This window comes from Aristaeella hokkaidonensis (genome assembly GCF_018128945.1).
Lineage (GTDB): Bacteria > Bacillota > Clostridia > Christensenellales > Aristaeellaceae > Aristaeella > Aristaeella hokkaidonensis.
The window spans coordinates 2,618,053-2,642,838 of the sequence record NZ_CP068393.1 but is presented as its reverse complement, the minus strand read 5'-3'; the positions used below and the strand labels follow the sequence as shown (position 1 = coordinate 2,642,838).

General features: G+C 58.0%; 18 protein-coding genes. 11 read left to right on the top strand and 7 right to left on the bottom strand.

All coding sequences use genetic code 11. The annotated features are described in order from the left end of the window. The first annotated feature begins 21 nt into the window (after window positions 1-21). Window positions 22-1,545 carry an ABC transporter substrate-binding protein gene (locus tag JYE49_RS12055; protein ID WP_093958371.1) on the top strand — a complete coding sequence of 508 codons (1,524 nt, stop codon included), beginning with the start codon at window positions 22-24 and terminating at the stop codon, window positions 1,543-1,545. A gap of 50 nt (window positions 1,546-1,595) precedes the next feature. On the opposite strand, the gene JYE49_RS12050 is transcribed toward JYE49_RS12055, so the two are convergent. Both JYE49_RS12050 and feoB read right to left on the bottom strand, forming a co-directional pair. Further along, on the bottom strand, window positions 1,596-1,766 hold the full coding sequence (locus tag JYE49_RS12050) for a FeoB-associated Cys-rich membrane protein (RefSeq protein WP_093958370.1): 171 nt from the start codon (window positions 1,764-1,766) through the stop codon (window positions 1,596-1,598). A gap of 12 nt (window positions 1,767-1,778) precedes the next feature. Continuing rightward, window positions 1,779-4,109, bottom strand: a complete 2,331-nt coding sequence (gene feoB / locus JYE49_RS12045) for a ferrous iron transport protein B (RefSeq protein WP_093958427.1) — start codon at window positions 4,107-4,109, stop codon at window positions 1,779-1,781. Window positions 4,110-4,353: 244 nt separating this feature from the next. Here feoB and JYE49_RS12040 point away from each other — a divergent pair, with 244 nt between their 5' ends. After that, window positions 4,354-5,178, top strand: a complete 825-nt coding sequence (locus JYE49_RS12040; RefSeq protein ID WP_143754547.1) for a hypothetical protein — start codon at window positions 4,354-4,356, stop codon at window positions 5,176-5,178. A gap of 48 nt (window positions 5,179-5,226) precedes the next feature. Here the strand turns inward: JYE49_RS12040 and JYE49_RS12035 are convergent, their stop codons facing one another. From JYE49_RS12035 to JYE49_RS12015, 5 genes are all read right to left on the bottom strand, one after another. Continuing rightward, entirely contained in the window at window positions 5,227-5,958 is a 732-nt protein-coding gene (locus tag JYE49_RS12035; RefSeq protein WP_093958368.1) for an ABC transporter ATP-binding protein, read from the bottom strand. Then, complete coding sequence (locus JYE49_RS12030; protein ID WP_283399474.1) at window positions 5,955-6,782, bottom strand: ABC transporter ATP-binding protein; 828 nt, start codon at window positions 6,780-6,782, stop codon at window positions 5,955-5,957. The genes JYE49_RS12035 and JYE49_RS12030 overlap by 4 nt, the downstream gene beginning before the upstream one ends. A 32-nt stretch (window positions 6,783-6,814) precedes the next feature. After that, window positions 6,815-7,897: a branched-chain amino acid ABC transporter permease gene (locus tag JYE49_RS12025; protein ID WP_093958366.1), complete on the bottom strand. Its 1,083-nt coding sequence runs from the start codon at window positions 7,895-7,897 to the stop codon at window positions 6,815-6,817. Window positions 7,898-7,907: 10 nt separating this feature from the next. Continuing rightward, complete coding sequence (locus tag JYE49_RS12020) at window positions 7,908-8,786, bottom strand: branched-chain amino acid ABC transporter permease (protein WP_093958365.1); 879 nt, start codon at window positions 8,784-8,786, stop codon at window positions 7,908-7,910. Between the two features lie 120 nt (window positions 8,787-8,906). After that, entirely contained in the window at window positions 8,907-10,037 is a 1,131-nt protein-coding gene (locus JYE49_RS12015) for an ABC transporter substrate-binding protein (protein WP_093958364.1), read from the bottom strand. Window positions 10,038-10,276: 239 nt separating this feature from the next. Between JYE49_RS12015 and JYE49_RS12010 the strand changes: the two genes are divergently transcribed. The 9 genes from JYE49_RS12010 (at window position 10,277) to JYE49_RS11970 (ending at window position 24,629) form a co-directional block, all read left to right on the top strand. Then, a complete protein-coding gene (locus JYE49_RS12010; protein WP_093958363.1) occupies window positions 10,277-12,244 on the top strand; it encodes a CLIPPER-2 domain-containing protein in 1,968 nt (655 codons plus the stop codon). Window positions 12,245-12,420: 176 nt separating this feature from the next. Beyond that, window positions 12,421-15,123 carry a preprotein translocase subunit SecA gene (gene secA / locus JYE49_RS12005; protein WP_093958362.1) on the top strand — a complete coding sequence of 901 codons (2,703 nt, stop codon included), beginning with the start codon at window positions 12,421-12,423 and terminating at the stop codon, window positions 15,121-15,123. Window positions 15,124-15,322: 199 nt separating this feature from the next. After that, a complete protein-coding gene (prfB, locus tag JYE49_RS12000) occupies window positions 15,323-16,429 on the top strand; it encodes a peptide chain release factor 2 (protein ID WP_093958361.1) in 1,107 nt (368 codons plus the stop codon). 23 nt (window positions 16,430-16,452) lie between these two features. Next, window positions 16,453-17,175 (top strand): lipoprotein intramolecular transacylase Lit, encoded by a 723-nt coding sequence (locus JYE49_RS11995; protein ID WP_179217438.1) that lies wholly within the window; start codon window positions 16,453-16,455, stop codon window positions 17,173-17,175. A 54-nt stretch (window positions 17,176-17,229) separates the two neighbouring features. Next, a complete protein-coding gene (gene tsaD / locus JYE49_RS11990) occupies window positions 17,230-18,300 on the top strand; it encodes a tRNA (adenosine(37)-N6)-threonylcarbamoyltransferase complex transferase subunit TsaD (RefSeq protein WP_430384040.1) in 1,071 nt (356 codons plus the stop codon). A gap of 35 nt (window positions 18,301-18,335) precedes the next feature. After that, window positions 18,336-19,448 carry a diguanylate cyclase domain-containing protein gene (locus JYE49_RS11985; protein ID WP_093958359.1) on the top strand — a complete coding sequence of 371 codons (1,113 nt, stop codon included), beginning with the start codon at window positions 18,336-18,338 and terminating at the stop codon, window positions 19,446-19,448. 48 nt (window positions 19,449-19,496) lie between these two features. Further along, on the top strand, window positions 19,497-22,319 hold the full coding sequence (gene uvrA / locus JYE49_RS11980; protein ID WP_093958358.1) for an excinuclease ABC subunit UvrA: 2,823 nt from the start codon (window positions 19,497-19,499) through the stop codon (window positions 22,317-22,319). Between the two features lie 135 nt (window positions 22,320-22,454). Next, on the top strand, window positions 22,455-23,726 hold the full coding sequence (locus JYE49_RS11975) for an adenylosuccinate synthase (RefSeq protein WP_093958357.1): 1,272 nt from the start codon (window positions 22,455-22,457) through the stop codon (window positions 23,724-23,726). Between the two features lie 156 nt (window positions 23,727-23,882). Beyond that, the gene (locus JYE49_RS11970) at window positions 23,883-24,629 is read left to right on the top strand and encodes a YebC/PmpR family DNA-binding transcriptional regulator (protein WP_093958356.1); all 747 of its coding nucleotides are present in this window, start codon (window positions 23,883-23,885) and stop codon (window positions 24,627-24,629) included. Window positions 24,630-24,786 lie beyond the last annotated feature (157 nt).

Here is a 24,786-nt window from a genome sequence, read left to right as displayed (position 1 = left end):
CCGGATGAGGGGGATGGATTGATGCGGAAACTGATCGCACTGCTGCTGATGCTTGCGCTGCTGGCCGGACTCGTATCCACAGCAGCGGCGAAGACGGCATACACGCTGGATATTTACTGGATCGCAAACAAGGACGATGCGGCGATCCGTGCCGGGGTGGAAGATGCAATCAATGCGTATCTGACCGAACTGTATGAGAGCCGGCAGGTGACGGCAAACATGCAGGTCTCCTTCCATCTTGTTCCCTGGGATCCGGCCTGGACGGAACAGGCGATCGGCGCGCTGATGAATGATGAGAAGATCGACCTGATCTTTACCGCGGACTGGGAAGGCTATGTGCAGGAAATCCAGGAGCGGAAACTGGTGCCGCTGGGCGACCTGCTGGACAATTTCGGCTCAGGTATTCTGGCGAGCCTGCCGGCGGATTTCCTGGAGGGCGTGAAGTATAACGGGCAGATCTACGGCATTCCCACCAACAAGGAACTGTGCGTTCCCACGGGACTGATTGTAAACAAGACGGCCGCGGCGCAGATCGGCTGGGATCCGGACAAGGATCCGGTCAGGACGACCGAGGAACTGGAACCCTATCTGGCAAAATACAAGGCGCTGTATCCGGATAAATATCCCTATCTGATGGAACAGGGCCGCTGGTCTGATGAACCCTGGGGCCACGACTGGATTGGCCTGCCCGGCGATGTGCTGTCCATGAAGTTCGCGATGGATGAAAACGGAAAATATGATGAGACGGTCTACAGCATCTATGAAACGGAGCTCCAGGAAGCCCATATCCGCCTGATGTACCGGTGGGCGCAGCTGGGCTATATCGCGCCGGACGCCGCTACCTATGACTATAACGGAATCTTCGGTACAGGAGATTTCCTGGTGTTTACCCAGCCCCTGAAGGGAAACGGCATCAAGTCCACGGAAATGTACGCGGCCAACAAGGCGGCAGGCGTGCCGGAGTTTGAATGCACGGAAATTACGCTGCAGGAGCTGTATAAGGTGACCTGCCAGGCCGGCGGTTCCATGTTCGCGATTCCGAAGAGCTGCAAGAAAAAGGACGTCGCCATGCAGTACCTGAACCTGATGCACAGCGATGCGACGCTGGTGAACCTGATGCTTTTCGGTCAGGAGGGCGTCAACTACATCAAGGTGAATGACACGCAGGTGGAGCTGGTGGAGGCCGCCAACTGGTACGGCCTGCACGGCGGAGCCTGGACCGTCGGGGATACTGCGCTCCAGTATGTGCTGACGTCAGAAAAACCGGACAAGAATATCCTGCTGCAGGAATATGGAAACGATGCGCCGAAGACGGCGTCCTATGGTTTCCGGTTCAACAAGAAACCGGTGAAGGAGATCGTGGACGCGATGGAAGCGGTTGTGGAAGAGTTCAAGCTTCCGCTGATGGTCGGCGCGGTGGATCCGGACGATCCGGAGAAGGGCATCGAAGCTTTCCGGAAAGCCCTGAAGGAAGCCGGAATTGACGAACTGAAACGGGAAGTGGAAGACCAGTACGAGATCTGGACCATTGAGACAAAAAAGTAAAAAAGAGCGGCGCTCCGGAAGGAGCGCCGTTGTTAATGAAAAATGAACAATTATGACTTCTGGTCACGCCGTGCAGCGCAGGAGGCGTTGCACAGGGAGCAGTTGCCGCAGGTGCCGCAGCAGCTGCTTTTTCCTTCTGCCTTTCTTTTACGGGTGCGGTAAAAAGCGAAGGCTGCGATACCGGCGATCATAAGTACAATCATGATATCCCAGATATTCATGGGGCAACCTCCTCAGAAAATCAGTCCGATGAGCCGGATAATCAGGGCGGCGACCCAGGCGATGGCGCACTGCCAGAGGACCACGCCCAGCGCCCACTTGCGTCCCAGTTCCCGGCGGATGGCGGCGATGGCTGCCACGCAGGGGGTATACAGGAGACTGAAGGCCAGCATGGAGGCGGCGGTGACGGAACCGAGGGCGGCCAGTCCGCCGCCGAAGAGGGTTTCCATGACGGAGACCACGCTTTCCTTGGCCATGAAGCCGCTGATCAGCGAGGTGACGATGCGCCAGTCGCCGAGGCCCACGGGAGTCATGATCGGCACCAGCAGGCCGGCCACGGCGGCCAGGATGCTTTCATGGGAATCGGTCACCAGGTTCAGCCGGAAGTCAAAGCTCTTCAGGAACCAGACGACGATGGTGGCAATCAGGATAACGGAGAAGGCGCGGTGCAGGAAATCCTTGGACTTTTCCCAAAGCAGCTGGGCCACGTTCCGGGGACTGGGGAAACGGTAATTCGGCAGCTCCATCACAAAGGGAACCGCTTCGCCCTTGAACAGGGTGTTCTTGAACAGGAACGCCGCGGCAATGCCGGTCAGGATGCCCAGCAGGTACAGGGCGGTAATGATCAGCCAGCCGTACTGCGGGAAAAAGGCGCTGACGAAGAAGCCGTAGATCGGCATCTTGGCGGTACAGGACATGAAGGGGGTCAGCAGGATAGTCATCCGGCGGTCCCGGTCGCTGGGCAGGGTCCGGGTGGACATGACAGCCGGCACGGTGCAGCCGAAGCCGATCAGCATCGGCACGATGCTCCGGCCGGACAGGCCGATACGCCGCAGCAGTTTGTCCATCACAAAGGCAACCCGGGCGACATAGCCGCTGTCCTCCAGCAGGGACAGGAAGAAGAACAGGATCACGATGATCGGCAGGAAGCTGACCACAGTGCCCACGCCTTCAAAGATACCGTCCAGCACCAGGCTCTGGATCCGGTCGTTGACATTCACGGCTTCCATGCCCTTCTGCACGCCGGTCTTCAGCATGTCGATACCGCCCTCGAGCAGGTCCTGGAAGAAGGGGCCGATCAGGAAGAAGGTCAGGAAAAAGACCAGCGCCATGATCAGGATGAAGAGGGGAATGGCGGTATGCTTTCCGGTCAGGATCCGGTCGATTTTCTCGCTCCGGATCCGTTCCTTGCTTTCCTTCGGCTTGATGACGGAAGCGTCGCAAACCTTCCGGATGAAGGCAAACCGCATATCGGCTATGGACGCGCTGCGGTCCATGCCGCGCTCCTTTTCCATTTGCAGGACCAGGTGGTCCAGGGTTTCCCGCTCGTTTTCATCCAGCTCCAGCTGGTCTGCCAGCAGCGGGTCGCCGACGATCAGCTTGCTGGCGGAGAAGCGGACGGGCAGCCTGGCGCGTTCCGCATGGTCCTGGATCAGGACGCTGACGGCATGCAGCGCGCGGTGAACGGCGCCGCCGTGATCCTCAATACCGCAGAAGTCCTGTTCCACGGGCTTTTCCTGGTACTTTGCCACGTGGATGGCGTGGCGGATCAGTTCGTCCACGCCTTCGTTCTTGGCGGCGGAAATTGGCACCACCGGAACGCCCAGCATGGCTTCCATGACGTTCACGTCCACGGTGCCGCCGTTGCCCCGCAGCTCGTCCATCATATTCAGGGCAACCACCATCGGGATGTTCATTTCCAGCAGCTGCATGGTCAGGTACAGGTTGCGCTCGATATTGGTGGCGTCCACGATGTTGATAATGGCTTTCGGATGCTCCCGGAGGACAAAGTCCCGGGAAACCAGCTCCTCGCTGGAGTAGGGAGACATGGAGTAAATGCCGGGAAGGTCGGTGACCAGCGTATCGCTGTGACCGCGGATTACGCCGTCCTTGCGGTCCACGGTGACGCCGGGAAAATTGCCCACGTGCTGGTTGGAACCGGTCAGCTGGTTGAACAGGGTGGTCTTGCCGCTGTTCTGGTTGCCCACCAGGGCGAAGGTCAGCCTGGTGCCGTCCGGCAGCGGATCACCGCTGCCCCGGGGATGGAAACGGCCTTCTTCACCCAGGCCGGGATGCTCCTGGGAACGCTGGGCTTTCTTTTCCTCGTCAGCGGCTTTCCGGCTGACCGGGGAAATCTCTATCTGCTCCGCGTCTGCAAGGCGGAGGGTCAGCTCATAGCCGTGGATCCGCAGCTCCATGGGGTCTCCCATGGGAGCCAGTTTGATAACAGTAACTTCCGTTCCGGGAATAACGCCCATGTCCAGGAAGTGCTGACGCAGGGCGCCTTCACCGCCGACGGCTTCGATAACGGCGGACTGACCGGGGTGCAGCGCGTTCAGTTGCATAATGGATATCCCTTTCTTTGTCACTCTGGACATCCGAGGGAAACCAGATGTTCTCCCCGATGCCGTGTGCATTTTACTACAATTGACCATAGATAGCAATATCTAACAAAAGTTTGTTTAAACAAACTTAATATTTTTGTAAATGCGTTTCTTCAAGTCCCGGCAGAGGAAGCGTTTTGTTCGCCTTGAAAACCGTACCGGGAAAGGATACAATATCTGTATCAACCGGAACGGAGAGGGAAGAATGGCACTGACAGCCTATTGCAAGAAATGCGCCAGGGAAGTGGACGCGGGAGAGATCTGCCCCTTCTGCGGCAGCCGCCTGGGGAAAAACGCGGCCCATGCTGCCTGGTGTGTGGAGCGTACCCCGGTGAAGGACTGGATGTGCTGGAACGCGCTGATGCGGGTGCTCCTGCCTGCAGCGCTGTTTATCTTGCTGCTGGTGCTGGCGGCGGAGGGGGTCTCCGGCGGCGTCGCAGCAGTGGAAAAGATGCTGGTTTCCGGCTTTCCGGCAGTGCTGCTGAGCCTGCTGGGGGCGATTGTGCTGCTGGTGTTTGCCGCCCTGCTCCTGCAGGGGAAAGAGCTGGCGGACTTTGTGGCGGATAACCGCGGGATTCATGAAATCCACTACCTGCCCAATCCCACGCCGGTCAAACTGATTGCCAGGCTGCGTTCCCCGGCGCAGATGCGGAACGCAGCCCAGGGAAGCAGCGGCCTTGTGCTGAAGCTGAGTGAAAAGCACCTGGCGTGGAAGGATGTCGCCCGGGTACAGCTGTGGCCGGAAAAGTGCATGATCCTGTATTACGCGCCGGCCTGGTGGGTACGGATCGCTGCGGCCTGCACGCCCTTTATCTGGGATGACGTGATGAGCATAACCCGGGAAAAGCTGGGCAAGAAACGGAAGGTGAAGCTGCCATCCTCCCTGGTGATTCCCGCGGAACAGCGGACACGGCGCACGGTTTCCCGGCCGAGGTATACCCCGGATCCGGGCCCGGAGGATTCTCCCGGACAGATGAGCATGGACACCCTGTTTGACGCGCCTCCTGTGGATGATACGGAGCAGAACTAAGACATATAAAAAGACCCTGCCGCGGCAGGGTCTTTCTGTATCTTTTTTTCAGTTTCCGAGGTAGGCTTTCTGGACGTCGTCGTTCTGCAGGAGTTCGGAGGCGTCGCCGGACATGGCGATCCGGCCGGTCTCCAGCACATAGGCGCGGTCCGCTACGGAAAGCGCCATCTGGGCGTTCTGTTCCACCAGCAGGATGGTCACGCCGGATTCATGCAGCTCCTGGATGATATCGAAGATCTGATCCACCAGGATCGGGGCGAGACCCATGGAAGGCTCGTCCAGCATCATCAGCTTCGGCTTGCTCATCAGTGCGCGGGCCATGGCCAGCATCTGCTGCTCACCGCCGGACAGGGTGCCGCCGATCTGCTTTTCCCGTTCTTTCAGGCGGGGGAAACGGCGGAACACGTCCTCCAGGGAGGATTCGATTTCTTCATTGGGGCGGCTGTAGGCGCCCATCTCCAGGTTTTCCCGCACGGTCATGTGCTGGAAAATGCGCCGGCCTTCGGGACAAAGGCTGAGACCCTTGAAAACCATCTTTGAGGCGCCGGTGCCGTCCACGGGGACGCCGCCCAGGACAATGGAGCCCTGACGGGGTTTCAGCAGTCCGGCAATGGTATTCAGGGTGGTGGACTTTCCGGCACCGTTGGCGCCAATCAGGGTTACGATTTCGCCCTCGTGCACTTCCAGGCTGATGCCCTTTACCGCATGGATGGCGCCGTAATAGACATGCAGGTCCTTGACCTTCAGCAGGGGCAGATCCTGATTTTTGATTTCGCTCATTTTCCGCCCTCCCTCTTTTTGCCCAGATACGCTTCGATGACGTCCGGGTTCGCCTGGATTTCATCAGCTGTGCCCTTGGCAATGATCTTGCCGAAATTCAGGACGCAGATGCCTTCGCACACGCCCATTACCAGGCTCATGTCATGCTCGATCAGGAGAATTGCGATCTGGAACTGATCCCGGATCTTGGCGATATTCTCCATCAGTTCTTCTGTTTCATGGGGGTTCATGCCCGCAGCAGGCTCGTCCAGCAGCAGCAGCTTCGGATCTGTGGCCAGGGCGCGGACAATCTCCAGGCGGCGCTGGGCGCCGTAGGGCAGGCTGCCGGATACTTCATCCGCCAGGTCCTGCATGCCGAAGATGTCGAGCAGCTCCATAGCCCGTTCATGCTGGCGCTTCTCCTGCTTCCAGTAACGGGGCAGCCGCAGGATGCCGCTGAACATATCATATTTGATCTGGTTGTGCAGGCCGATTCGCACGTTCTCTTCCACGGTCATCTTGTCAAACAGGCGGATGTTCTGGAAGGTACGGGCAATGCCCAGCCGTGAAGCCTGTACGATGCTCATGCCGTGCAGGTCCTTGCCGTCGATGAGCACGGCGCCGCTGGTGGGCTCGTACACCTTGGTCAGCAGGTTGAAGACCGTGGTCTTGCCGGCGCCGTTGGGGCCGATCAGGCCGGCGATTTCGGTTTTGCCGATGGTGATATTGAAGTCGTCCACAGCTTTCAGTCCGCCGAACTCAATGCCCAGATGACGGGTTTCCAGCACCGGGATCTCATTGATGTCCCGCTCCGGAACGATGGAATGAGAAGGAACCGGAACCATTTTGGTATCGGAACGATGTCTCTTAACCTCTGTCATTTGGCGTCACCTCCTCCGACGGGTTCCTTGTGTTTTCCGTGGAACAGATTTTTGACCGGCGCGAAAAGCCGGTTGGCGATCGCGCGGGTAGTCGGGTTGTTGGTGAAGATCATCACCAGGATCAGCACCACCGCATATACCAGCATGCGATAATCCGCGAATTCACGCAGGACTTCCGGCAGCACAGTCAGGAAGGTGGCGGAGATGATGGAGCCCAGCACGTTGCCCAGGCCGCCTAGTACCACGAAGACCAGTACGTTGATGGACTGGTTGAAGGTGAACTGCGTGGGAACCACGGTGGAAGAGTTCAGTCCGTAGAGGGCACCTGCCATACCGGCCAGCACCGCCGCGGTCACGAAGGCCATCATCTTGTAGCGGGTCACGGAAACGCCCATGGATTCAGCGGCGATCCGGTTGTCCCGGGTAGCCTGGATGGCACGGCCTGCGCGGGAGTTGACCAGGTTCAGCACCACAATCAGGGTGATCATGATCAGGACGAAGCCCACGGTGAAGGTGGAAATCGGCTTGATCTTGACTGCGCCCTTGGCACCGTCCACCAGCATGGTGACGTTCTCGGGCAGGTTCTTGTTCAGGAAGGAGAACCGCAGTTTCCCGTCGGCTGTTCCCACATACAGGACGTTCACCAGGTTCCGGATGATTTCACCGAAGGCCAGAGTAACGATGGCCAGGTAGTCGCCCCGGAGCCGGAGAACGGGAATGCCGATCAGCACGCCGAAAATACCTGCCAGGATGCCGCCGGCCACAATGGCCAGAACAAGCCGCAGGGTAGCATCCTGCATATCAAAGGCAGCCAGGAGCCATCCGCTGACAATGGCGCCCGTGTAGGCACCGATGCTCATGAAGCCGGCGTGGCCGAGGCTCAGTTCTCCGGAGAAGCCGATAACCAGGTTCAGGGAAACGGCCATCACGATCCAGGAGCAGATCGGAACCAGCTGTCCCTTCAGGGAACGGCTGATCAATTTGGTGGCGATCATGTTCTGGAGGATCAGGAAAGCACCGATGACCAGAGCAAAGGTGATCAGGTTGTAGATGAGGCGTTTGCGTTTTGCTTTTGTCATTTTCCTCACCTCACACTTTCTCACGCATGGGCTTGCCCAGCAGTCCGGCCGGCTTGAACAGCAGCACGATGATCAGCACGGCGAAGACGATGGCGTCTCCCAGCTCGGTTGAAATATAGGCTTTGCCGAAAATCTCGATGATTCCAAGCAGTACGCCGCCCAGCATGGCGCCGGGGATGGAGCCGATTCCGCCGAATACGGCGGCGGTGAAGGCTTTGATACCCGGCATGGAACCGGTGGTGGGCTGCAGGATGGGATAGGAGGAGCACAGCAGGATGCCGGCGATGGCAGCCAGCGCAGAGCCGATGGCAAAGGTGAGGGAAATGGTCCGGTTCACATTGATGCCCATCAGCTCAGCCGCGCCCCGGTCCTCCGAAACACAGCGCATGGCTTTGCCCAGCTTGGTCTTGGAGGTGAACAGGGTCAGCAGGACCATGATGACGATGCTGACCAGGATGGTGATCAGGGTTGCGGAGGAAATGTTGATCTTCCCCAGGTGCAGCGAAGTGCTGTTGATGAAGGTGGTGGGGAAGGACTTGGGGTTGGCACCCCAGATCATCAGCGCGATGTTCTGCAGCAGATAGCTCATGCCGATGGCGGTGATCAGCACCGCCAGGGACGTAGCCTGGCGGAGGGGCCGGTAAGCCAGCCCTTCGATGGTGATGCCCAGGATGGTGCAGACCACCATGGCCAGCAGGAATGCGAGGACCGGGGGGATGCCCCAGTACTGCAGGCCGCAGAAAGCGATATAGGCGCCGACCATGATGACATCGCCATGGGCGAAGTTCAGCATCTTCGCGATGCCGTAGACCATGGTATAGCCCAGGGCGATGATGGCATAGATGCTGCCCAGGCTGAGGCCGTTAATCAGATTATCCAGAAAAATCATACAGATATTTCCTCTCAGGAAAGAGTACTGGTAAAGGATTCAGATACGGATTTCGGAATGGGCCAGAACAAGCGAAACCGGTCCAGAAGAGGACCGGTTCGCGAAAAGGTGACCGGGAAATCAGTCTTCGAAGACGTACACACCGTTGACGATGGTAGCGGCCATAGGCGTCTTGGTAACAGCGCCGGACTCGTCCCAGGTCATGGTGCCGGTCAGACCGGTAACTTCGATTTCCTTCATAGCCTCAATCAGCAGGTCGCAGGCATCTTCGGGAGCCATATCGGAGGTGATGCCGGCTTTTTCAGCGGCAGCAACCAGGATGTAGATGCCGTCATAAGCATCCGCCGCGAACTGGATGGGGGTCTCGTTGAACTTCTCCTGATACTTGGCAACGAAGCTCTTGACCTTCTCGTCTTCAGAGGTGGCAACAAAGGGAGTCAGCAGCATGACGCCTTCCGCCAGGGAGGTGTCGAAGCCTTCCACGCTCAGGATGCCGTCCATGCCGTCCACGCCGAAGAAGATCGGCTTGTAGTTTTTGTCGGCAGCGGTCTTCAGGATCAGGGAAGCGGGGGTGTAGTACATGGGCAGGAAGACGATTTCAGCGCCGGCTTCCTGGGCCTTGCCAACCTGAACGGTGAAGTCCGTGGTTTCATCGGTGAAGGTTTCTTCGCTGACGATTTCCAGACCCAGCTCAGCACCCGTCTTCACGAAGGTGTCGCGGATACCGGTGGAGTACACGTCGGCGTTGTTGTAGATCACGGCGACCTTGGTGCCCAGCTTGTGATCGGCAATGTACTGCGCGGAAGCGGAGCCCTGGTTCGGGTCGGTGAAGCAAACCTGGAAGACGTTGTCCTTATCCTCGATAACAGCGGTGGAGGAAGCGGAGGGGGTCAGGAAGAATACACGGTCGGTGTATCCCTGGGCACCGGCGGCTTCGCAGGGCTTGGAGGTGGTGGATCCCAGGATCATCTGGGCACCGGCGTCCAGCGCGGCGTTGTAAGCGTTGATAACTTTTTCAACGTTGTGCTCGTCGTCTTCGTTAATCAGTTCAATGGTGAATTTGCCGCCTGCGGCATTGATTTCATCCACGGCGATTTCGGCACCGTGCTGGGTGGCCAGGCCGTACAGGGCGGCGGCACCGGTGGTCGGTCCGATATGGGCAATCTTCAGGGTGACTGCCTCTTCAGCAAAGGCGGAGCAGACAGACAGTGCCAGCATAAGGGCGAGGACCATAGCGATAAGCTTCTTCATGTGGGTTTCCTCCTTATATACTAATGTAACAAAGCGCCTTTACTTTGTATCGAACATTATACACTAGATTTTTGGCGAGTAAAGCACAGAAAGCCTGTTTTTTGTTCGTTCTTTGTATTCTTGACAGTCCTGAGCTTTCCCGATAAAATATTGTAGATATCCTGTATCCATCCATATTGACACGTCCGGCGGGTTTTCCGGCGGGGGAAGGAGGAAGGAGTTCTACGCTCCGAGACAATATGAACAGGAAACGTTTATTCCTTGCACTGGCGCTGGGGGTCGTGCTGGTTTTACTTTGCGCGTCTTTTGCGCTGGCGGCGGATAGACCAATCAAGGTCTCCATGGAATTCAGCAAATATAAATTATCCGGACCGGAAACAATCACTGTTTCCATCACGGTAACCAATATCGGGGACGGGGATCTGCCTGCCCCGGTGACGCTGTATTTTCCGGACGGCAGCAAGATCGACGACTTCGGTTCCCCGACGCTTTCTGTCGGAAAGAGCAAGCGCTGGACCGGCGACTGGGACGTGACCCAGGAAGAGCTGGACGCCGGCAAGGTGACCTTCTCCGTACGGTATTCCGCCTATGACGGCCCGGCCGGCGATGACGGAGAACCCACCCTGAAGGCTCACAAGCTGAATTTCTCCAAGGACGTAACCAATCTCGGCACAGATCCGCAGATTACCGTCAAGAGGACGATTACGCCCACCACCGCCCAGAAGGGACAGGAAGTCAGCGTTACCTATGAGGTGACCAACTCCGGCGATGTGGAAGTTACCTCCGTGAACATCAAGGAGAATGCCGGTGTTTCCGCCAAGTCCGGAACCATCGCATCCATTGCTGTCGGCGCGACGGAAAACTATACCTTTACCACCACCATGGGGACAAAGGATATTACCAGCGCGGCGACCATCTCCTTCAAGGCCGGCGGCAAAAGCTACACCAAGAAGGTTGAAAGCACCACGATCAAATACGGTGAAGTGAAGCTTTCCGCCACGCTGAAGGCGGACAAGAAGGGCGGAGCGCCCGGCGATACCGTCAAGCTGACCCTGACGCTGAAGAATTCCGGCACGCTGGACTTTACCAACGTGACCGTAACGGACCCGATCCTGGGCACCGTGTTTGAAAACCAGGAAGTGAAGGCCGGCAAGGACCTCACCCTGGAAAAAGAAGTGACCGTGACCGAAACCCAGGAGCTGCAGTTCACCGTCAAGGCGGACGAGAGCACCGGCAAGGGTGTGGAAACAGCCACCGGCCGGATCAAGATTACCGCCATGGATCCGTCACAGCTGATCGCCCTGAGGGTGGAAGCTGAGGCTGACCGCGACGTGATCTACAAGCGTCCCGGCACCGTCCGTTTCTCCGTGACCGTACATAATGACAGCGCTGTGGAAGTGAAGAACATTTCCGTCAAATCCGGAGATGTCACGCTCTACAGTTTCGCCAGCATTCCGGCCGGACAGAGCGCTTCCTTTATCCGGGATGTGGATGCCAACCTGACTAACGAAATGAGTTCCGGCACCTTCCGGTTTGTTGCCTCCTGCAAGGACCAGCTGGACCAGGTGCTGACCTTCAACAGCAACGATATCGTCATTAATTATGTGGAGCAGACCCCTGCGCCGACCGAGCCGCCGCAGGTGACGCCGCCCAAGCCCGCGGAAGAGCCGATGCCGGAGGACCAGCCTGAACCCGAATGGCTGGGCCAGGCGGAAACGCTGGCTGACGGAGCCAAGTGGATCTTCGCGGCGGTTGCCGGCATCCTGCTGATCCTGCTGCTGATCGGTGCGGTTCGCCGCGGCAAGAGCCGGAGCGAATCCAAGAAGGCTATGGACCATCTGGACGGCGCCAACTACCGTGATTACAGCACGGCGCCGAAGCGCGGCAAGCGGAGTGAGATCTCCAACGGCGGAACCGAGGAGGAAAAGCCTGCTGCCGAAGAGGAAAAGCCCGAGGCGAAGGAAGAAGTGGAGAACACGGTCCAGAGCAGTGAGCTGATGGCCGAAACCCTCCGTAAGCTGTATTCCGACAAGACGGAGGACACGGCGGAAGTTGTGACCGAAACCGTTGAGGAAGCGGCTGAAGAGGCAAAAGAAGCAGTGGCTGAAACGGCTGCCGAGACTGCTGAGGAAGCGGTTGAGGAAGTGAAAAAGGCCGCGGAAGAAGCGGCTGGAACACGCCGCCGCAGAGGCCGCAAACAGGAATAAGGACAAAAGGCTGAACATGCCGGAGCTGTAAAAGGCTCCGGCTTTTTTTGTGTGCCCCGGAACCGAAAACCGGAACAGGGAAAATGCGGTGGGACAAGCTTGCGTCACAAGGGTTGGAGGTGGTATACTAACCTGTAATGCTTTGCCCGTTTGAACGGGCAGTGAAGGAGTTATTAATGCTTGATTTTTTGAAGAAGATCATGGGATCGGGAAACGATGCCCAGTTAAAGAAACTGGAAAAACCCGTACAGGCGGTCATGGCGCTGGAGGAGGAATATCGCGCGCTGACTGATGAACAGCTGCAGGCGAAAACCGCTGAATTCAGACAGCGGCTGCAGAACGGCGAAACCGAAGACGACATTCTCCCGGAAGCTTTTGCCACTGTCCGTGAAGCCGCGGACCGTGTGCTGGGGATGCGCCCCTTCCGGGTGCAGGTGCTGGGCGGTATCGTGCTGCACCAGGGCCGGATCGCGGAAATGAAAACCGGTGAAGGTAAGACCCTGGTGGCCACCATGCCGGCTTACCTGAATGCCCTGTGCGGCGAGGGCGTTCATGTTGTGACGGTGAACGATTATCTGGCCCGCCGCGACAGTGAGTGGATGGGCAAGGTGTACCGCTTCCTGGGCCTGAGCGTCGGCCTGATCGTGCACGACCTGGAACCGGAAGAACGCCGGGCGGCCTATGCCTGTGATATTACCTACGGAACCAATAACGAGCTGGGCTTTGACTACCTGCGGGACAACATGGTCATCCGCCAGGACAACCTGGTGCAGCGGGGCCACGCTTTCGCCATCGTGGACGAAGTTGACTCCATCCTGATTGATGAAGCCCGTACGCCGCTGATCATTTCCGGCCAGGGTGAGAAGAGCACGGAGCTCTATGACCGGGTGGACGCGGTGATCCGCACCATGAAGCCCGGCGTCCACTTTGAAGTGGAGGAAAAGAAAAAGGTCGTCACCCTCACGGATGAAGGTGCCCAGAAGGTGGAAAAAGCCTTCGGCATCGAGAACATCAACGACCCGGACAACAGCGAGCTGAACCACCATGTGCACTGCGCCCTGCGAGCCCATAACCTGATGAAGCGGGATGTGGACTATGTGGTGCAGAACGGCCAGGTTATCATCGTGGATGAATTCACCGGCCGCCTGATGATCGGCCGCCGCTATTCCGAGGGCCTGCACCAGGCCATTGAAGCCAAGGAACATGTGAAGGTGGAGCGGGAAAGCAAAACCCTGGCTACCATCACCTTCCAGAATTATTTCCGTATGTACAAGAAGCTGTCCGGTATGACCGGTACGGCGAAGACGGAAGAAACGGAATTCCAGGGTATCTACGCGCTGGACGTTGTGGAGATTCCCACCAACCGGCCGAATATCCGCGTGGACCAGGAAGATATGGTCTACAAGAACAAGGCTGCGAAGTACAACGCGGTAGTGGCGAGCATTGAGGAATACCACGCCAAGGGACAGCCGCTGCTGGTCGGTACCATCAGCGTGGAAGTCAGCGAACTGCTCAGCGACATGCTGAGGCGCAAGGGCATTCCCCATGAAGTGCTGAACGCGAAGAACCACGCCAAGGAAGCTGAAATCGTGGCCCAGGCCGGACACTGGGGCGCTGTGACCATCGCCACCAACATGGCCGGCCGCGGTACCGATATTTCCCTGGGCGGCAACCCCGATTACCTGGCCCGCCGCGCGCTCCGGCAGGAGGGTGTGGACGAGGAGATCATCGAGGAGGCCGTCGGCCACAACGAGCATGTGAGCGATGAGGTGCTGGAAGCGCGGAAGCGCTATCAGGAGCACTATGAGCGCTTCAAGGTGGACACGGACCGGGAGCACGAGCGGGTGCTGCAGACCGGCGGCCTGCACATCATCGGTACGGAACGCCATGAAAGCCGCCGGATTGACAACCAGCTGCGCGGCCGCTGCGCCCGTCAGGGCGACCCGGGTTCCACCCAGTTCTTTATCAGCCTGGAGGACGACCTGATGCGCCTGTTCGGCAGCGAACGGATCGGCGTCATGGTGGACCGGCTGGGGCTGAAGGATGACGAACCGCTGACGGCCGGCCTGCTGACCAAGCAGATTGAGAACGCCCAGAAGCGGATTGAAAGCCGGAACTATGAAACCCGTAAGCACGTGCTGGAGTATGACGACGTGATGAACCGCCAGCGCGGAATCATCTACGGACAGCGCCGCCGGGTGCTCATGGGCGAGAATGTGCGGGACAGCATCCAGCGCATGACGGATCATGTGATCGACTTCGCGGCAGGCCGCTGGATGAACGGGGAAGAACCCGCCGAATGGGAGTGGAAGGAAGCCACCAACTATCTGGAAAACCTGTGCTGCCATCACGGCGCGCTGGAAGCCAACCGCGCCATTGCCATGGAACAGGAAGACCGGAATGCTTTCATCGAAGCCCTGAAGGAAGATGCCCGGAAGTTCTATGAAGAGCGGGAGCAGCTCATGGACAGCATCCATGTGGATATGCGTGAGCTGGAGCGGGTTATGCTGCTGCGCAGCGTGGATACCCGCTGGATGGATCATATCGACGCCATGGATCAGCTGCGGGACGGTATCGGATACCGTGCGTACAGCGGCAAGAATCCCGTTACGGAATACCAGATTGAATCCGGCCATATGTTTGAGGAACTGAATCACCTGATCCGGGAGGATACGGTGCGCCGGGTCTATCAGACCAAGGTGGAGGTCACGCCGGAACGGGTGCAGACCGCAAAGCCTACCGAAGCCCGGATGGCCGGCGACGGCCCCCGGCAGCCGAGAAGGGTCAAGCCCTCTGAAAAGATCGGCCGGAACGATCCCTGCCCCTGCGGCAGCGGCAAAAAGTACAAGAACTGCTGCATGCTGAAAAATGAAGGCTGACGCCTCATTTTGAATTCATAATTCACAATTCATAATTCATAATGAATTGTGCGATATCCGGACAAACACGGAGAACAGGGGATTATTCATATGTGGAATACAAGAAGGTAGACAGGAACTGCTGTTATCAGGAAAGATACTCATAATTCTGAATTCTGAATTATGAATTCTGAATTGATTTTTGCCGGAGGTGTAAATTATGTTGGAACTTGAACAATACGCACAGGATATTACGGGGATCCGGAAGAGCATCCTGGCTGCCGGAGAGGCGCTGCATATCGATCATATGAAAGAGCAGATCGATGAGCTGACCGAGGAAATGAACCAGCCGGAATTCTGGAACGATACAGAGCGCTCCACCCGGGTGAACCAGAAACTGGGCCACCTGAAGAACAAGCTGGCTCACTATGAAGGCCTGCTGAGCACTGCCGATGATATCGATACGATGATGGAGCTGGCCAAGGAAGAAAACGATGAGGAAATGGTCCAGGAGATCGGTACGGAACTGGCCAGCCTGAAGGAAAAGGCGGACGCGCTGGAGCTGGAAACCCTGATGAGGGGCGACTATGACGACAATGACGCCGTGCTGAGCCTTCATGCCGGAGCCGGCGGAACCGAGGCCCAGGACTGGACCCAGATGCTTTACCGTATGTACACCCGCTACTGTGAGCGGATGGGCTTTGAGGTAAAGCTGCTGGACCTGCTGGACGGAGACGAGGCGGGCATCAAGAGCGTGACCTTTGAGGTCAGCGGCGATCATGCTTACGGCTATCTCCGCGGAGAGAAGGGCGTGCACCGGCTGGTGCGCATCAGCCCCTTTGACGCCAACGCCCGGCGGCATACCAGCTTCTCCAGCCTGGACGTGGCGCCGATGATTGAGGATGACGGCGACGAAATCAAGGTTGATATGAAGTATGTGCGGGTGGATACCTACCATTCTTCCGGTGCCGGCGGACAGAACGTTAACAAGACCAGTTCCGCTGTCCGTATGACATACGTCAAGGACGACGTGACCATCGTGGTGGCCTGCCAGACTGAACGTGACCAGGTGCAGAACCGTGCCACCTGTATGAAAATGCTGAAGGCCAAGCTGCTGGAACTGAAGGAACGTGAAAAGGAACAGCAGATGGCGGACATCAAGGGCGAGATGAAGAAGATTGAATGGGGCAGCCAGATCCGCTCCTACGTATTCCAGCCCTATACCATGGTCAAGGATCACCGCACCAACTACGAGAGCGGCAACATTGACGACGTGATGAACGGAAACCTGGAAGGCTTTGTCACTGCATACCTGAAGATGCAGTAATCAAACCAATGAACCATGGATTCATGAAAACCGCTGCCGCCCGGCTGTGTGGATTCCTGCTTGTATGGGCAGTGATCCTGTTCACGCTGGCGGCAGCGGTGTACGGTATTGCCGGGGACGGAGATCTGCTTTCGCGGGAGATGCTCCGTCATGCGCCGCCGGAGACGACCGGCCTTCCGGAGAAGGAATACCCGGGAGTCGGGCGGATGACAGCCGCCTACCTGACCGGACAGAAAGAGCACTTCCAGTATATCTGGACGGACGCGGACGACCGCGGATATATCGGCTTTCAGGCGCATGAAGCGGACCATATGGCGGACTGCCGGGGACTGATCGGCCTGGCGGGAACGCTGCGGTGGATCACCGGTGCGGCGGCGCTGCTGCTGATTGGCATCGGCATCCTGCTTCGGCGACGGAAAGCATTAGCCGGCGGAATGCTGACAGGGCTTTGCGCGGCAGGGGTGCTGTTTGCCGGCATCGCGGTATGGGCGCTGGTGGATTTTGACGGCCTGTTCATTACGTTCCACCGGGTGGCCTTTACCAATGAGGGCTGGCTGCTGGACCCCCGGGCGGATCTGCTGATCCGGCTGATGCCGATCGATTTCTTTGTTTCATTGGGTATCCGGATTATGATTTGGATTCTTGCTGCAGGAATTATGCTTTTTTGTACAGGAAAATGCATACATCATGCAGAAATAAGAAGTAATAATGTAACCGGACAACTCCAGAGCAATGACTGCGTTTAGGATAGAGAACGAGGAAAGATAATGAGAAAGACGCATTCTCATTATGAATTGTGAATGATGAATTATGAATTGAAATCGCGCCTGCAGGCTGAGGAGCTGCGGAACAAGGAAACTGTCCGCATCCTCTCCCTGGAGACCAGCTGCGATGAAACCGCGGCAGCCGTAATTGAGAACGGCCGGAAGATCCTGAGCAATGTGGTGTTCAGCCAGATTGACCTGCACGAACTCTATGGCGGTGTGGTGCCGGAGATTGCCAGCCGGGCCCATATGGAAGCCTGCGACCGGGTAGTGGACCAGGCGCTGCGGGAAGCAGGCATGAGCCTGCAGGAAGTGGACGCCCTGGCGGTCACAAAGGGACCGGGACTGGTCGGTGCGCTGCTGACTGGCGTCAACTGCATGAAGGGTCTGGCCTTCGCGGCGGGAAAACCGCTGGTGGGCGTCAACCATATTGAAGGCCATGTGAGCGCGAATTACCTGAGCCACCCGGATCTGGAACCGCCTTTCCTGTGCCTGGTGGTATCCGGCGGCCACAGCCATCTGGTGGAGGTATCGGATTACGGAACTTACCGCCTGCTGGGCCAGACGGTGGACGACGCGGCGGGAGAGGCTTTTGACAAGGCTGCCCGGGCGCTGGGGCTGCCTTATCCGGGCGGACCGCGGATTGACAAGCTGGCGGAAGAGGGAAATCCGGAAGTGTTTACCCTGCCCAGCCCGAAAACGGACGGGCGGTATGACTACAGTTTCAGCGGACTGAAGACTGCCTTCATGAATACGGTGCATACGCTGGAGCAGCGGGGAGAAACCCTGCCGAAGGCGGATCTGGCAGCCAGCTTCCGCCGGGCAGTCTGCCGGGAACTGACAGCTAAGGCCAGGCTGCTCCTGGAGGAACGGGGACGGGACGGCTACAACGGGTTTGCGCTGGCAGGCGGCGTATCAGCCAACCGGGAGCTGCGGCGGATGGCCGCGGCCATGTGTGAGGATCTGAAGATTCCCCTGTTCATGCCGGAGCTGCATCTGTGCACGGATAACGGAGCCATGATCGGCAGCGCGGCATATTACAGGCTGAGGAACGGAGAACTGGCGGGGCTGGATCTGAATGCCATGCCCGCACTCAGGTTGGTATAAGAAGACACAGAGAGACCGGAAGGTAGTGTACAGCAATGAGGGAAAGGCTGAAATTCTGGAACCAGTATGGATATCAGCTGGACGTATTCAGGAAATACGCGGATGCTGTAGGGAAAAGTAACCGGGGCTCTCTGCGTGTAATCAGCGCGATTGCTGTTATCGGAGCACCGCCGGTGATCTTCTTCGGATATGCGACCCACCAGGTTCACGGCGGTGTGTATTTCCTCCTGGGCGTGCTGCTTGCCGGGATTCTCGCGGCGTTCTGTGCCTACCGCAAAACTTCCTCGAACGCGTCGCTGCTGATCACGGGATATCTCCTGGGGATTACGGTGTATGCGGCAGCAATCTGGTCGGCGGTCAGTTATGATACAGATGTTTTCTGGATCGGTATTCACCTGATCGTGGGCGGATTCATGTTTGACTATGCCTGGCGCATCGGAGCGCTTCAGCTTGTGGGCTATGTCGCACTGGAGATTTCCTGGCGGGCGCAGGCCGGCGTCCAGGATTCGCTTCACAGTGCGTTTACCGTCCTGTATCTGGTGATCAGCCTGATTACGATCTATACGCTGAACCGGGCCAGGGTGGTGCTGATCACCGGCAGGGAAGAAAGCCGGCGCGCCGCCGAGACAGACCTGCTGACCGGCCTGACGGCCCGGGTGGCAGCGCAGAAGGAGATCGAAGAGCATCTGAAGACCGATGAACACGGCGTGATGATGCTGCTGGACCTGGATGGCTTCAAAAGCGTGAATGACAAGCTGGGCCATCAGATGGGCGACAAGGTACTGATTGAAGTGGCCGCGGATATGAAGGCAATGTTCCGCAACTCTGATGTGCTGAGCCGTCTGGGCGGAGACGAATTCGTGATTTATCTGAAGAGCGCTCCCGGCAAGGAATGGGTGCTGGAGCGTTCCGAGCAGATGGTGCAGAAGATCAGCCGTACGGTGGGTACCGGCGAAAACGCTGTCCGGGTGGCAGCCAGCGTCGGGATCGTGATGACGGATATGGTCGAACGATCCTACGACGATCTGTACCGCGCGGCGGACATTGCCATGTATACGGCCAAGAATGCCGGCGGAAACAAAGCGATGTTCTATACAGAAGATATGAAACATCACAGGGAAACCGTGGAAAGCTCCGGACAGGAGTAAGCCCTGCGGGGACAAACGGACTGAAAGATATACAGGAAACAGGGAAACATGAATGAATTTCTGAAGATCAGGGGTGCCCGTGAGCACAACCTGAAGAACATTTCTCTTCAAATACCGAGAGATAAGCTGACCGTGATTACGGGACTGAGCGGCAGCGGCAAAAGTTCGCTGGCCTTCGACACGATTTACGCGGAAGGCCAGCGACGCTATGTGGAAAGCCTGACCAGCTATGCCCGGCAGTTCCTGGGCCAGATGGACAAACCGGACGTGGACGCCATTGAAGGCCTGAGCCCGGCGATTTCCATTGACCAGAAAACAACGGGGCGGAATCCCCGTTCCACGGTGGGCACCGTGACGGAGGTGCACGACTATCTGCGCCTGCTCTGGGCGCGGATCGGTGTGCCGCACTGCCCGGTCTGCGGCCGGGAGATCCGGAAGCAGTCTGTGGATGAAATCGTGGACGCGGTCTGCGCCGCGCCGGAGGGAACCCGGATGCAGGTGCTCAGCCCGCTGGTCCGCGGACGCAAGGGGGAGCATAAGGATCTGCTTTCTTCCGCCCGCAAGAGCGGTTATGTCCGTGTGCGGATTGACGGGGAAATGTATGACCTGGAAGACACTCCGGAACTGGATAAAAAGAAAAAGCATACCATTGAGATTGTGGTGGACCGCCTGATCCGCCGGGATACGGATGAGTTCCGTCACCGCCTGGCGGAGGATGTGGAAACAGCCGCTGTGCGGGGCGCCGGCCTGGTGATCATCGACTGCATGGACAAGGGCGAAACGCTGTACAGCATGAATTATGCCTGCCCGGACTGCGGCGTGTCCATTGAGGAACTGGAACCCCGGATGTTCTCCTTCAACAGCCCGTACGGGGCCTGCCCGGGCTGCAGCGGCCTGGGGATCCGGATGAAGATCAGCCGGGAGGCGATTTTCCCGGATGAGCGGGTTACCCTGCGGGAAGGCGCCATGAACCTGATGGGCTTCAATGCCGCGGAGGATAACGGCATTGCGGCCCAGTACTTCGGTGCCATGGGGAAGAAGTACGGCTTTACACTGGATACGCCCCTGGAAGAAATCAACGGCGAGGGCATGGACGCCCTGCTCTACGGCACCGGGGACGAAAAGATCAGCATTACCTATGAAGGCGCCCGCGGCATGCGGGAATATACCACCAGCTTTGAGGGGATCATCCCTACGCTGGAGCGGCGCTACAAGGAAACCACCTCAGACGCCATGAAGCAGGCCTATGAGGAATACATGGCGGAGGAAACCTGTCCGGAATGCGGCGGGCAGCGCCTGAAGGCGGAAGCCCGGGCGGTAACCGTGGGAGGAAAGAGCCTGCCGGAAGTCAGCGATATGAGCATCCAGCAGGCCAGGGAGTTCTTTGCGAACCTGGAGCTGAGCGGAAATGACCGGATTATCGCGGCGCAGATCCTGAAGGAGATTGACGCCCGGCTGGGCTTCCTGTGCGACGTGGGCCTGGAGTACCTGACCCTCAGCCGCGGCGCGGGAACGCTCTCCGGCGGCGAGGCACAGCGTATCCGCCTGGCCACCCAGATCGGCAGCGCCCTGATGGGGGTTATGTATATCCTGGACGAGCCCAGCATCGGCCTGCACCAGCGGGATAACGCGAAGCTGATCGCGACGCTTCGCCGGATGCGGGACCTGGGCAACACCGTGATCGTGGTTGAGCATGATGAAGAAACCATGCTGGCCGCGGACTGGATTGTGGACGTGGGTCCCGGTGCGGGGCTGCACGGCGGTTATATTGTGGCGGAAGGCACGGCGGATGATATCCGCGCCTGCCCGGAAAGCCTGACCGGCCAGTACCTGAGCGGGAAAAAGGTGATTCCGGTACCGGCGAAACGGCGGAAGCCCACGGGCTGGCTGACGGTCCGGGGTGCGGAAGAACACAACCTGAAGCATATTGACGTGCGGATTCCGCTGGGCGTGCTCACCTGTGTGACGGGTGTCAGCGGCAGCGGCAAGAGCAGTCTCGTCAATGAGATTATCTATAAGAACCTTGCCCGGAAGCTGAACCGGGCCAAGACGCGTCCCGGCCGCTTCGAAAGCATGGAGGGCCTGGAACTGCTGGACAAGATCATCATGATCGACCAAAGCCCCATCGGCCGGACGCCCCGGAGCAATCCGGCCACCTATACCGGCCTGTTTGACCTGATCCGCAAGCTGTTTGCCCTCAGCCCGGAGGCCAAGGCCAGGGGTTATAAGGAAAACCGCTTCTCCTTCAACGTCAAGGGCGGCCGCTGCGAGGCCTGCCAGGGAGACGGTATGAAGCGGATTGAGATGCACTTCCTGCCAGATCTGTATGTGCCCTGTGACGTCTGCCACGGCCGCCGGTATAACCGGGAGACCCTGGAGGTCACCTGGCAGGGAAAGAATATCAGCGAAGTGCTGGATATGACGGTGGAGGAAGCTCTTGGCTTCTTCGAAAACCATCCCCAGATCACCCGCAAGCTGGAAACCCTGTATGATGTGGGCCTTGGCTACATGAAGCTGGGCCAGGCCTCCACCACGCTCTCCGGCGGTGAAGCTCAGCGCGTGAAGCTGGCGACAGAATTGAGCCGCAGGGCGACCGGTAAAACCATTTACCTGCTGGACGAGCCGACCACCGGCCTCCATATGGCGGACGTGGACCGGCTGATCCAGGTGCTCCAGCGGCTGACGGATGCCGGGAACTCGGTGCTGGTCATCGAGCATAACCTGGACGTGATCAAGGTATCGGATCATATCATCGACCTGGGTCCGGAAGGCGGCAGCGGCGGCGGTACCGTCGTGGCTGAAGGCACTCCGGAACAGGTGGCTGCGGTAAAGGGATCCTATACCGGGGAATACCTGAAAAAGGTGCTTTGACAGTCAGCGTGGGAACGCTGTATACATTGACAGGTACGGTTCGGACAGATACAATGGGCATGCAGGAATAAGTGCTTTCTGAGCATGAATATACGAACCGGAACAGACGGGAAAAACCCGAGAGGAGATGATACGATGGCTTGTACCGCACTCGTTGGCATCAACTGGGGCGACGAAGGAAAGGGCAGAATGGTCGACCTGCTGGCGGAGGCCTTCGACATTGTTGTCAGGTTCCAGGGCGGCGCCAATGCAGGACATAAGATTATCAACCAATACGGCAAGTTTGACCTGCACCTGCTGCCTTCCGGCGTATGCCGCCCCGGCGTGGTCAACATTCTGGGAAACGGTGTCGCGCTGGATCTGGAGACGCTGGTGAATGAGATTAAAGATCAGAAGGGAATCGAGATTACCCCCGACAACCTGATGATCAGTGAGCGGGCGTCCCTGCTGCTGCCCTGGCACAAAGAGATTGACGTGCTGGAGGAAGCCCGGCTGAAGGATAAGCACGACGGTTCCACCAAGCAGGGTATCGCGCCCTTCTATTCCGACAAGAACCAGAAGAAGACGATCCTGGCCGGCGAGCTGTTCTATCCGGACCGGCTGAAGAAGCATGTGAAGGAACTGTGCGCCTGGAAGAACCTGACCCTGGAAAAGATCTACGGCGTCAAACCGGCTTCCGAGAAGGAAGTGATGACCTGGCTGAATGAATACTGCGAGCAGGTCAAGCCCTATATCAGGAACACCAGGGATTACCTGATCAAGGCGGAGAGCGATCACAAGCGCATCCTGTTTGAGGCGCAGCTCGGCGCCCTGCGGGATCTGGATTTCGGTATCTATCCCTTTACGACCTCCGTCAGCACGCTGGCTTCCTACGCACCCATCGGCGCCGGGGTTCCCGGTGTGGAGGTTGACCGGGTCATCGGCGTTATTAAAGCCTACGCCACCTGCCTGGGCGACGGCCCCTTCGTGACCGAGTATACCGGCAAGAAGGGCGACGCCTTCCGCAAGATGTGCGGCGAGGATGAGCCGGAAGGCGGACGCACCGTCCGCATCGGGCCGATTGACCTGGTGGCCAGCAAGTACGGCACAGAGGTACAGGCGGCGACGGAGCTGGCGCTGACGAAGCTGGATATGCTCAGCGACCTGGACGAGATTCCGCTGTGCGTCGGCTATAAGCTGAACGGCCAGGTGATCACGGACATGCCCTTCCCCTCCGCACTGGGAGACTGCGAACCGGTTTACGAGACCATGAAGGGCTGGAAGTGCAATATTTCTACCGTCCGCAACTGGTGGGACCTGCCGGAAGAGGCAAAGGCCTATGTCAACCGCATCGAGCATGCCGTCGGATGCGTGATCCGCTGGATTTCCGTCGGACCGGAACGCCACAGCATCATCCGCCGCGGATAACAGACTGTCATTCATGCAGCTTCCTTTATACGGGAGGCTGCATTTTTGTCACCGGAAAGCCTCTTTTCCTTGCGGCGCTTGACTCGCTTATATCTCCGGTGCTATAATGCTTTGTATTTTTTTACCGACATGAGGTACGATTCTGGGAGGGATTCGATGTCCGGGCATTCCAAGTGGCACAATATTCAGGCTAAAAAGGGCAAGGCAGACGCGCAGCGCGGAGCGATTTTCACAAAGATCGGCCGCGAGATCGCTATCGCGGTTCGTGAAGGCGGCGCCAATCCGGAGTCCAATGGCAAGCTGCGCGATATTATCGCCAAAGCGAAGGCCAACAATATGCCTAACGATAACATTCAGCGCTCCATCAAGAAGGCGAGCGGTGAGCTGAGCAACGTGGTGTACGAAGAGATCACCTACGAAGGCTATGCTCCCGGCGGCGTCGCGGTCATCGTGGACTGCATTTCCGACAACCGCAACCGCACCGCCAGCGATGTGCGTCACTGCTTCGCCAAGTACGGCGGAAACCTGGGCACCACCGGTTCCGTTGGTTTCATGTTTGACGAACGCGGCGTGCTCGTGGTGGAACGGGAACCCGGCAGCGATGAGGACGAGATGATGATGATCGCCCTGGAAGCCGGCGCGGAAGACGTGAAGGTGGATGACGATGTCTTTGAAATCGTGACCGCCCCCAACGACTTCAGCACTGTCCGTGAGAACCTGGAAAAGCAGGGAATCACCTTCCTTTCCGCTGAAGTTGCCAAGATTCCGCAGAACACCGTGGCTGTTTCCGACCCCGACACCGTTCTGAAGATCCAGAAGATGCTGGACCTGCTGGAAGAAAACGACGACGTGCAGAACGTGTATCACAACGCGGACCTGCCGGAAGAAGAGGAGGACGAATAATTCCATTATTCGTCAATTCAGAATTCAGAATTAAGAATTCAGAATGAATAGCTCAACATGACAATGTACCCGATGACCTGATATCGGAATGTTGGAATGGCTATGAGCATATATACAGCCCGAGAGTGGGCATGAAGGCCGATATCCGGGCAGCCGG

Bases quoted from the DNA above. Each gene is read 5' to 3' on its own strand.
- JYE49_RS12055 (WP_093958371.1), top strand. From the start codon at position 22: ATGCGGAAACTGATCGCACTGCTGCTGATGCTTGCGCTGCTGGCCGGA.
- JYE49_RS12050 (WP_093958370.1), bottom strand. From the start codon at position 1,766: ATGAATATCTGGGATATCATGATTGTACTTATGATCGCCGGTATCGCA.
- feoB (WP_093958427.1), bottom strand. From the start codon at position 4,109: ATGCAACTGAACGCGCTGCACCCCGGTCAGTCCGCCGTTATCGAAGCC.
- JYE49_RS12040 (WP_143754547.1), top strand. From the start codon at position 4,354: ATGGCACTGACAGCCTATTGCAAGAAATGCGCCAGGGAAGTGGACGCG.
- JYE49_RS12035 (WP_093958368.1), bottom strand. From the start codon at position 5,958: ATGAGCGAAATCAAAAATCAGGATCTGCCCCTGCTGAAGGTCAAGGAC.
- JYE49_RS12030 (WP_283399474.1), bottom strand. From the start codon at position 6,782: ATGGTTCCGGTTCCTTCTCATTCCATCGTTCCGGAGCGGGACATCAAT.
- JYE49_RS12025 (WP_093958366.1), bottom strand. From the start codon at position 7,897: ATGACAAAAGCAAAACGCAAACGCCTCATCTACAACCTGATCACCTTT.
- JYE49_RS12020 (WP_093958365.1), bottom strand. From the start codon at position 8,786: ATGATTTTTCTGGATAATCTGATTAACGGCCTCAGCCTGGGCAGCATC.
- JYE49_RS12015 (WP_093958364.1), bottom strand. From the start codon at position 10,037: ATGAAGAAGCTTATCGCTATGGTCCTCGCCCTTATGCTGGCACTGTCT.
- JYE49_RS12010 (WP_093958363.1), top strand. From the start codon at position 10,277: ATGAACAGGAAACGTTTATTCCTTGCACTGGCGCTGGGGGTCGTGCTG.
- secA (WP_093958362.1), top strand. From the start codon at position 12,421: ATGCTTGATTTTTTGAAGAAGATCATGGGATCGGGAAACGATGCCCAG.
- prfB (WP_093958361.1), top strand. From the start codon at position 15,323: ATGTTGGAACTTGAACAATACGCACAGGATATTACGGGGATCCGGAAG.
- JYE49_RS11995 (WP_179217438.1), top strand. From the start codon at position 16,453: ATGAAAACCGCTGCCGCCCGGCTGTGTGGATTCCTGCTTGTATGGGCA.
- tsaD (WP_430384040.1), top strand. From the start codon at position 17,230: ATGATGAATTATGAATTGAAATCGCGCCTGCAGGCTGAGGAGCTGCGG.
- JYE49_RS11985 (WP_093958359.1), top strand. From the start codon at position 18,336: ATGAGGGAAAGGCTGAAATTCTGGAACCAGTATGGATATCAGCTGGAC.
- uvrA (WP_093958358.1), top strand. From the start codon at position 19,497: ATGAATGAATTTCTGAAGATCAGGGGTGCCCGTGAGCACAACCTGAAG.
- JYE49_RS11975 (WP_093958357.1), top strand. From the start codon at position 22,455: ATGGCTTGTACCGCACTCGTTGGCATCAACTGGGGCGACGAAGGAAAG.
- JYE49_RS11970 (WP_093958356.1), top strand. From the start codon at position 23,883: ATGTCCGGGCATTCCAAGTGGCACAATATTCAGGCTAAAAAGGGCAAG.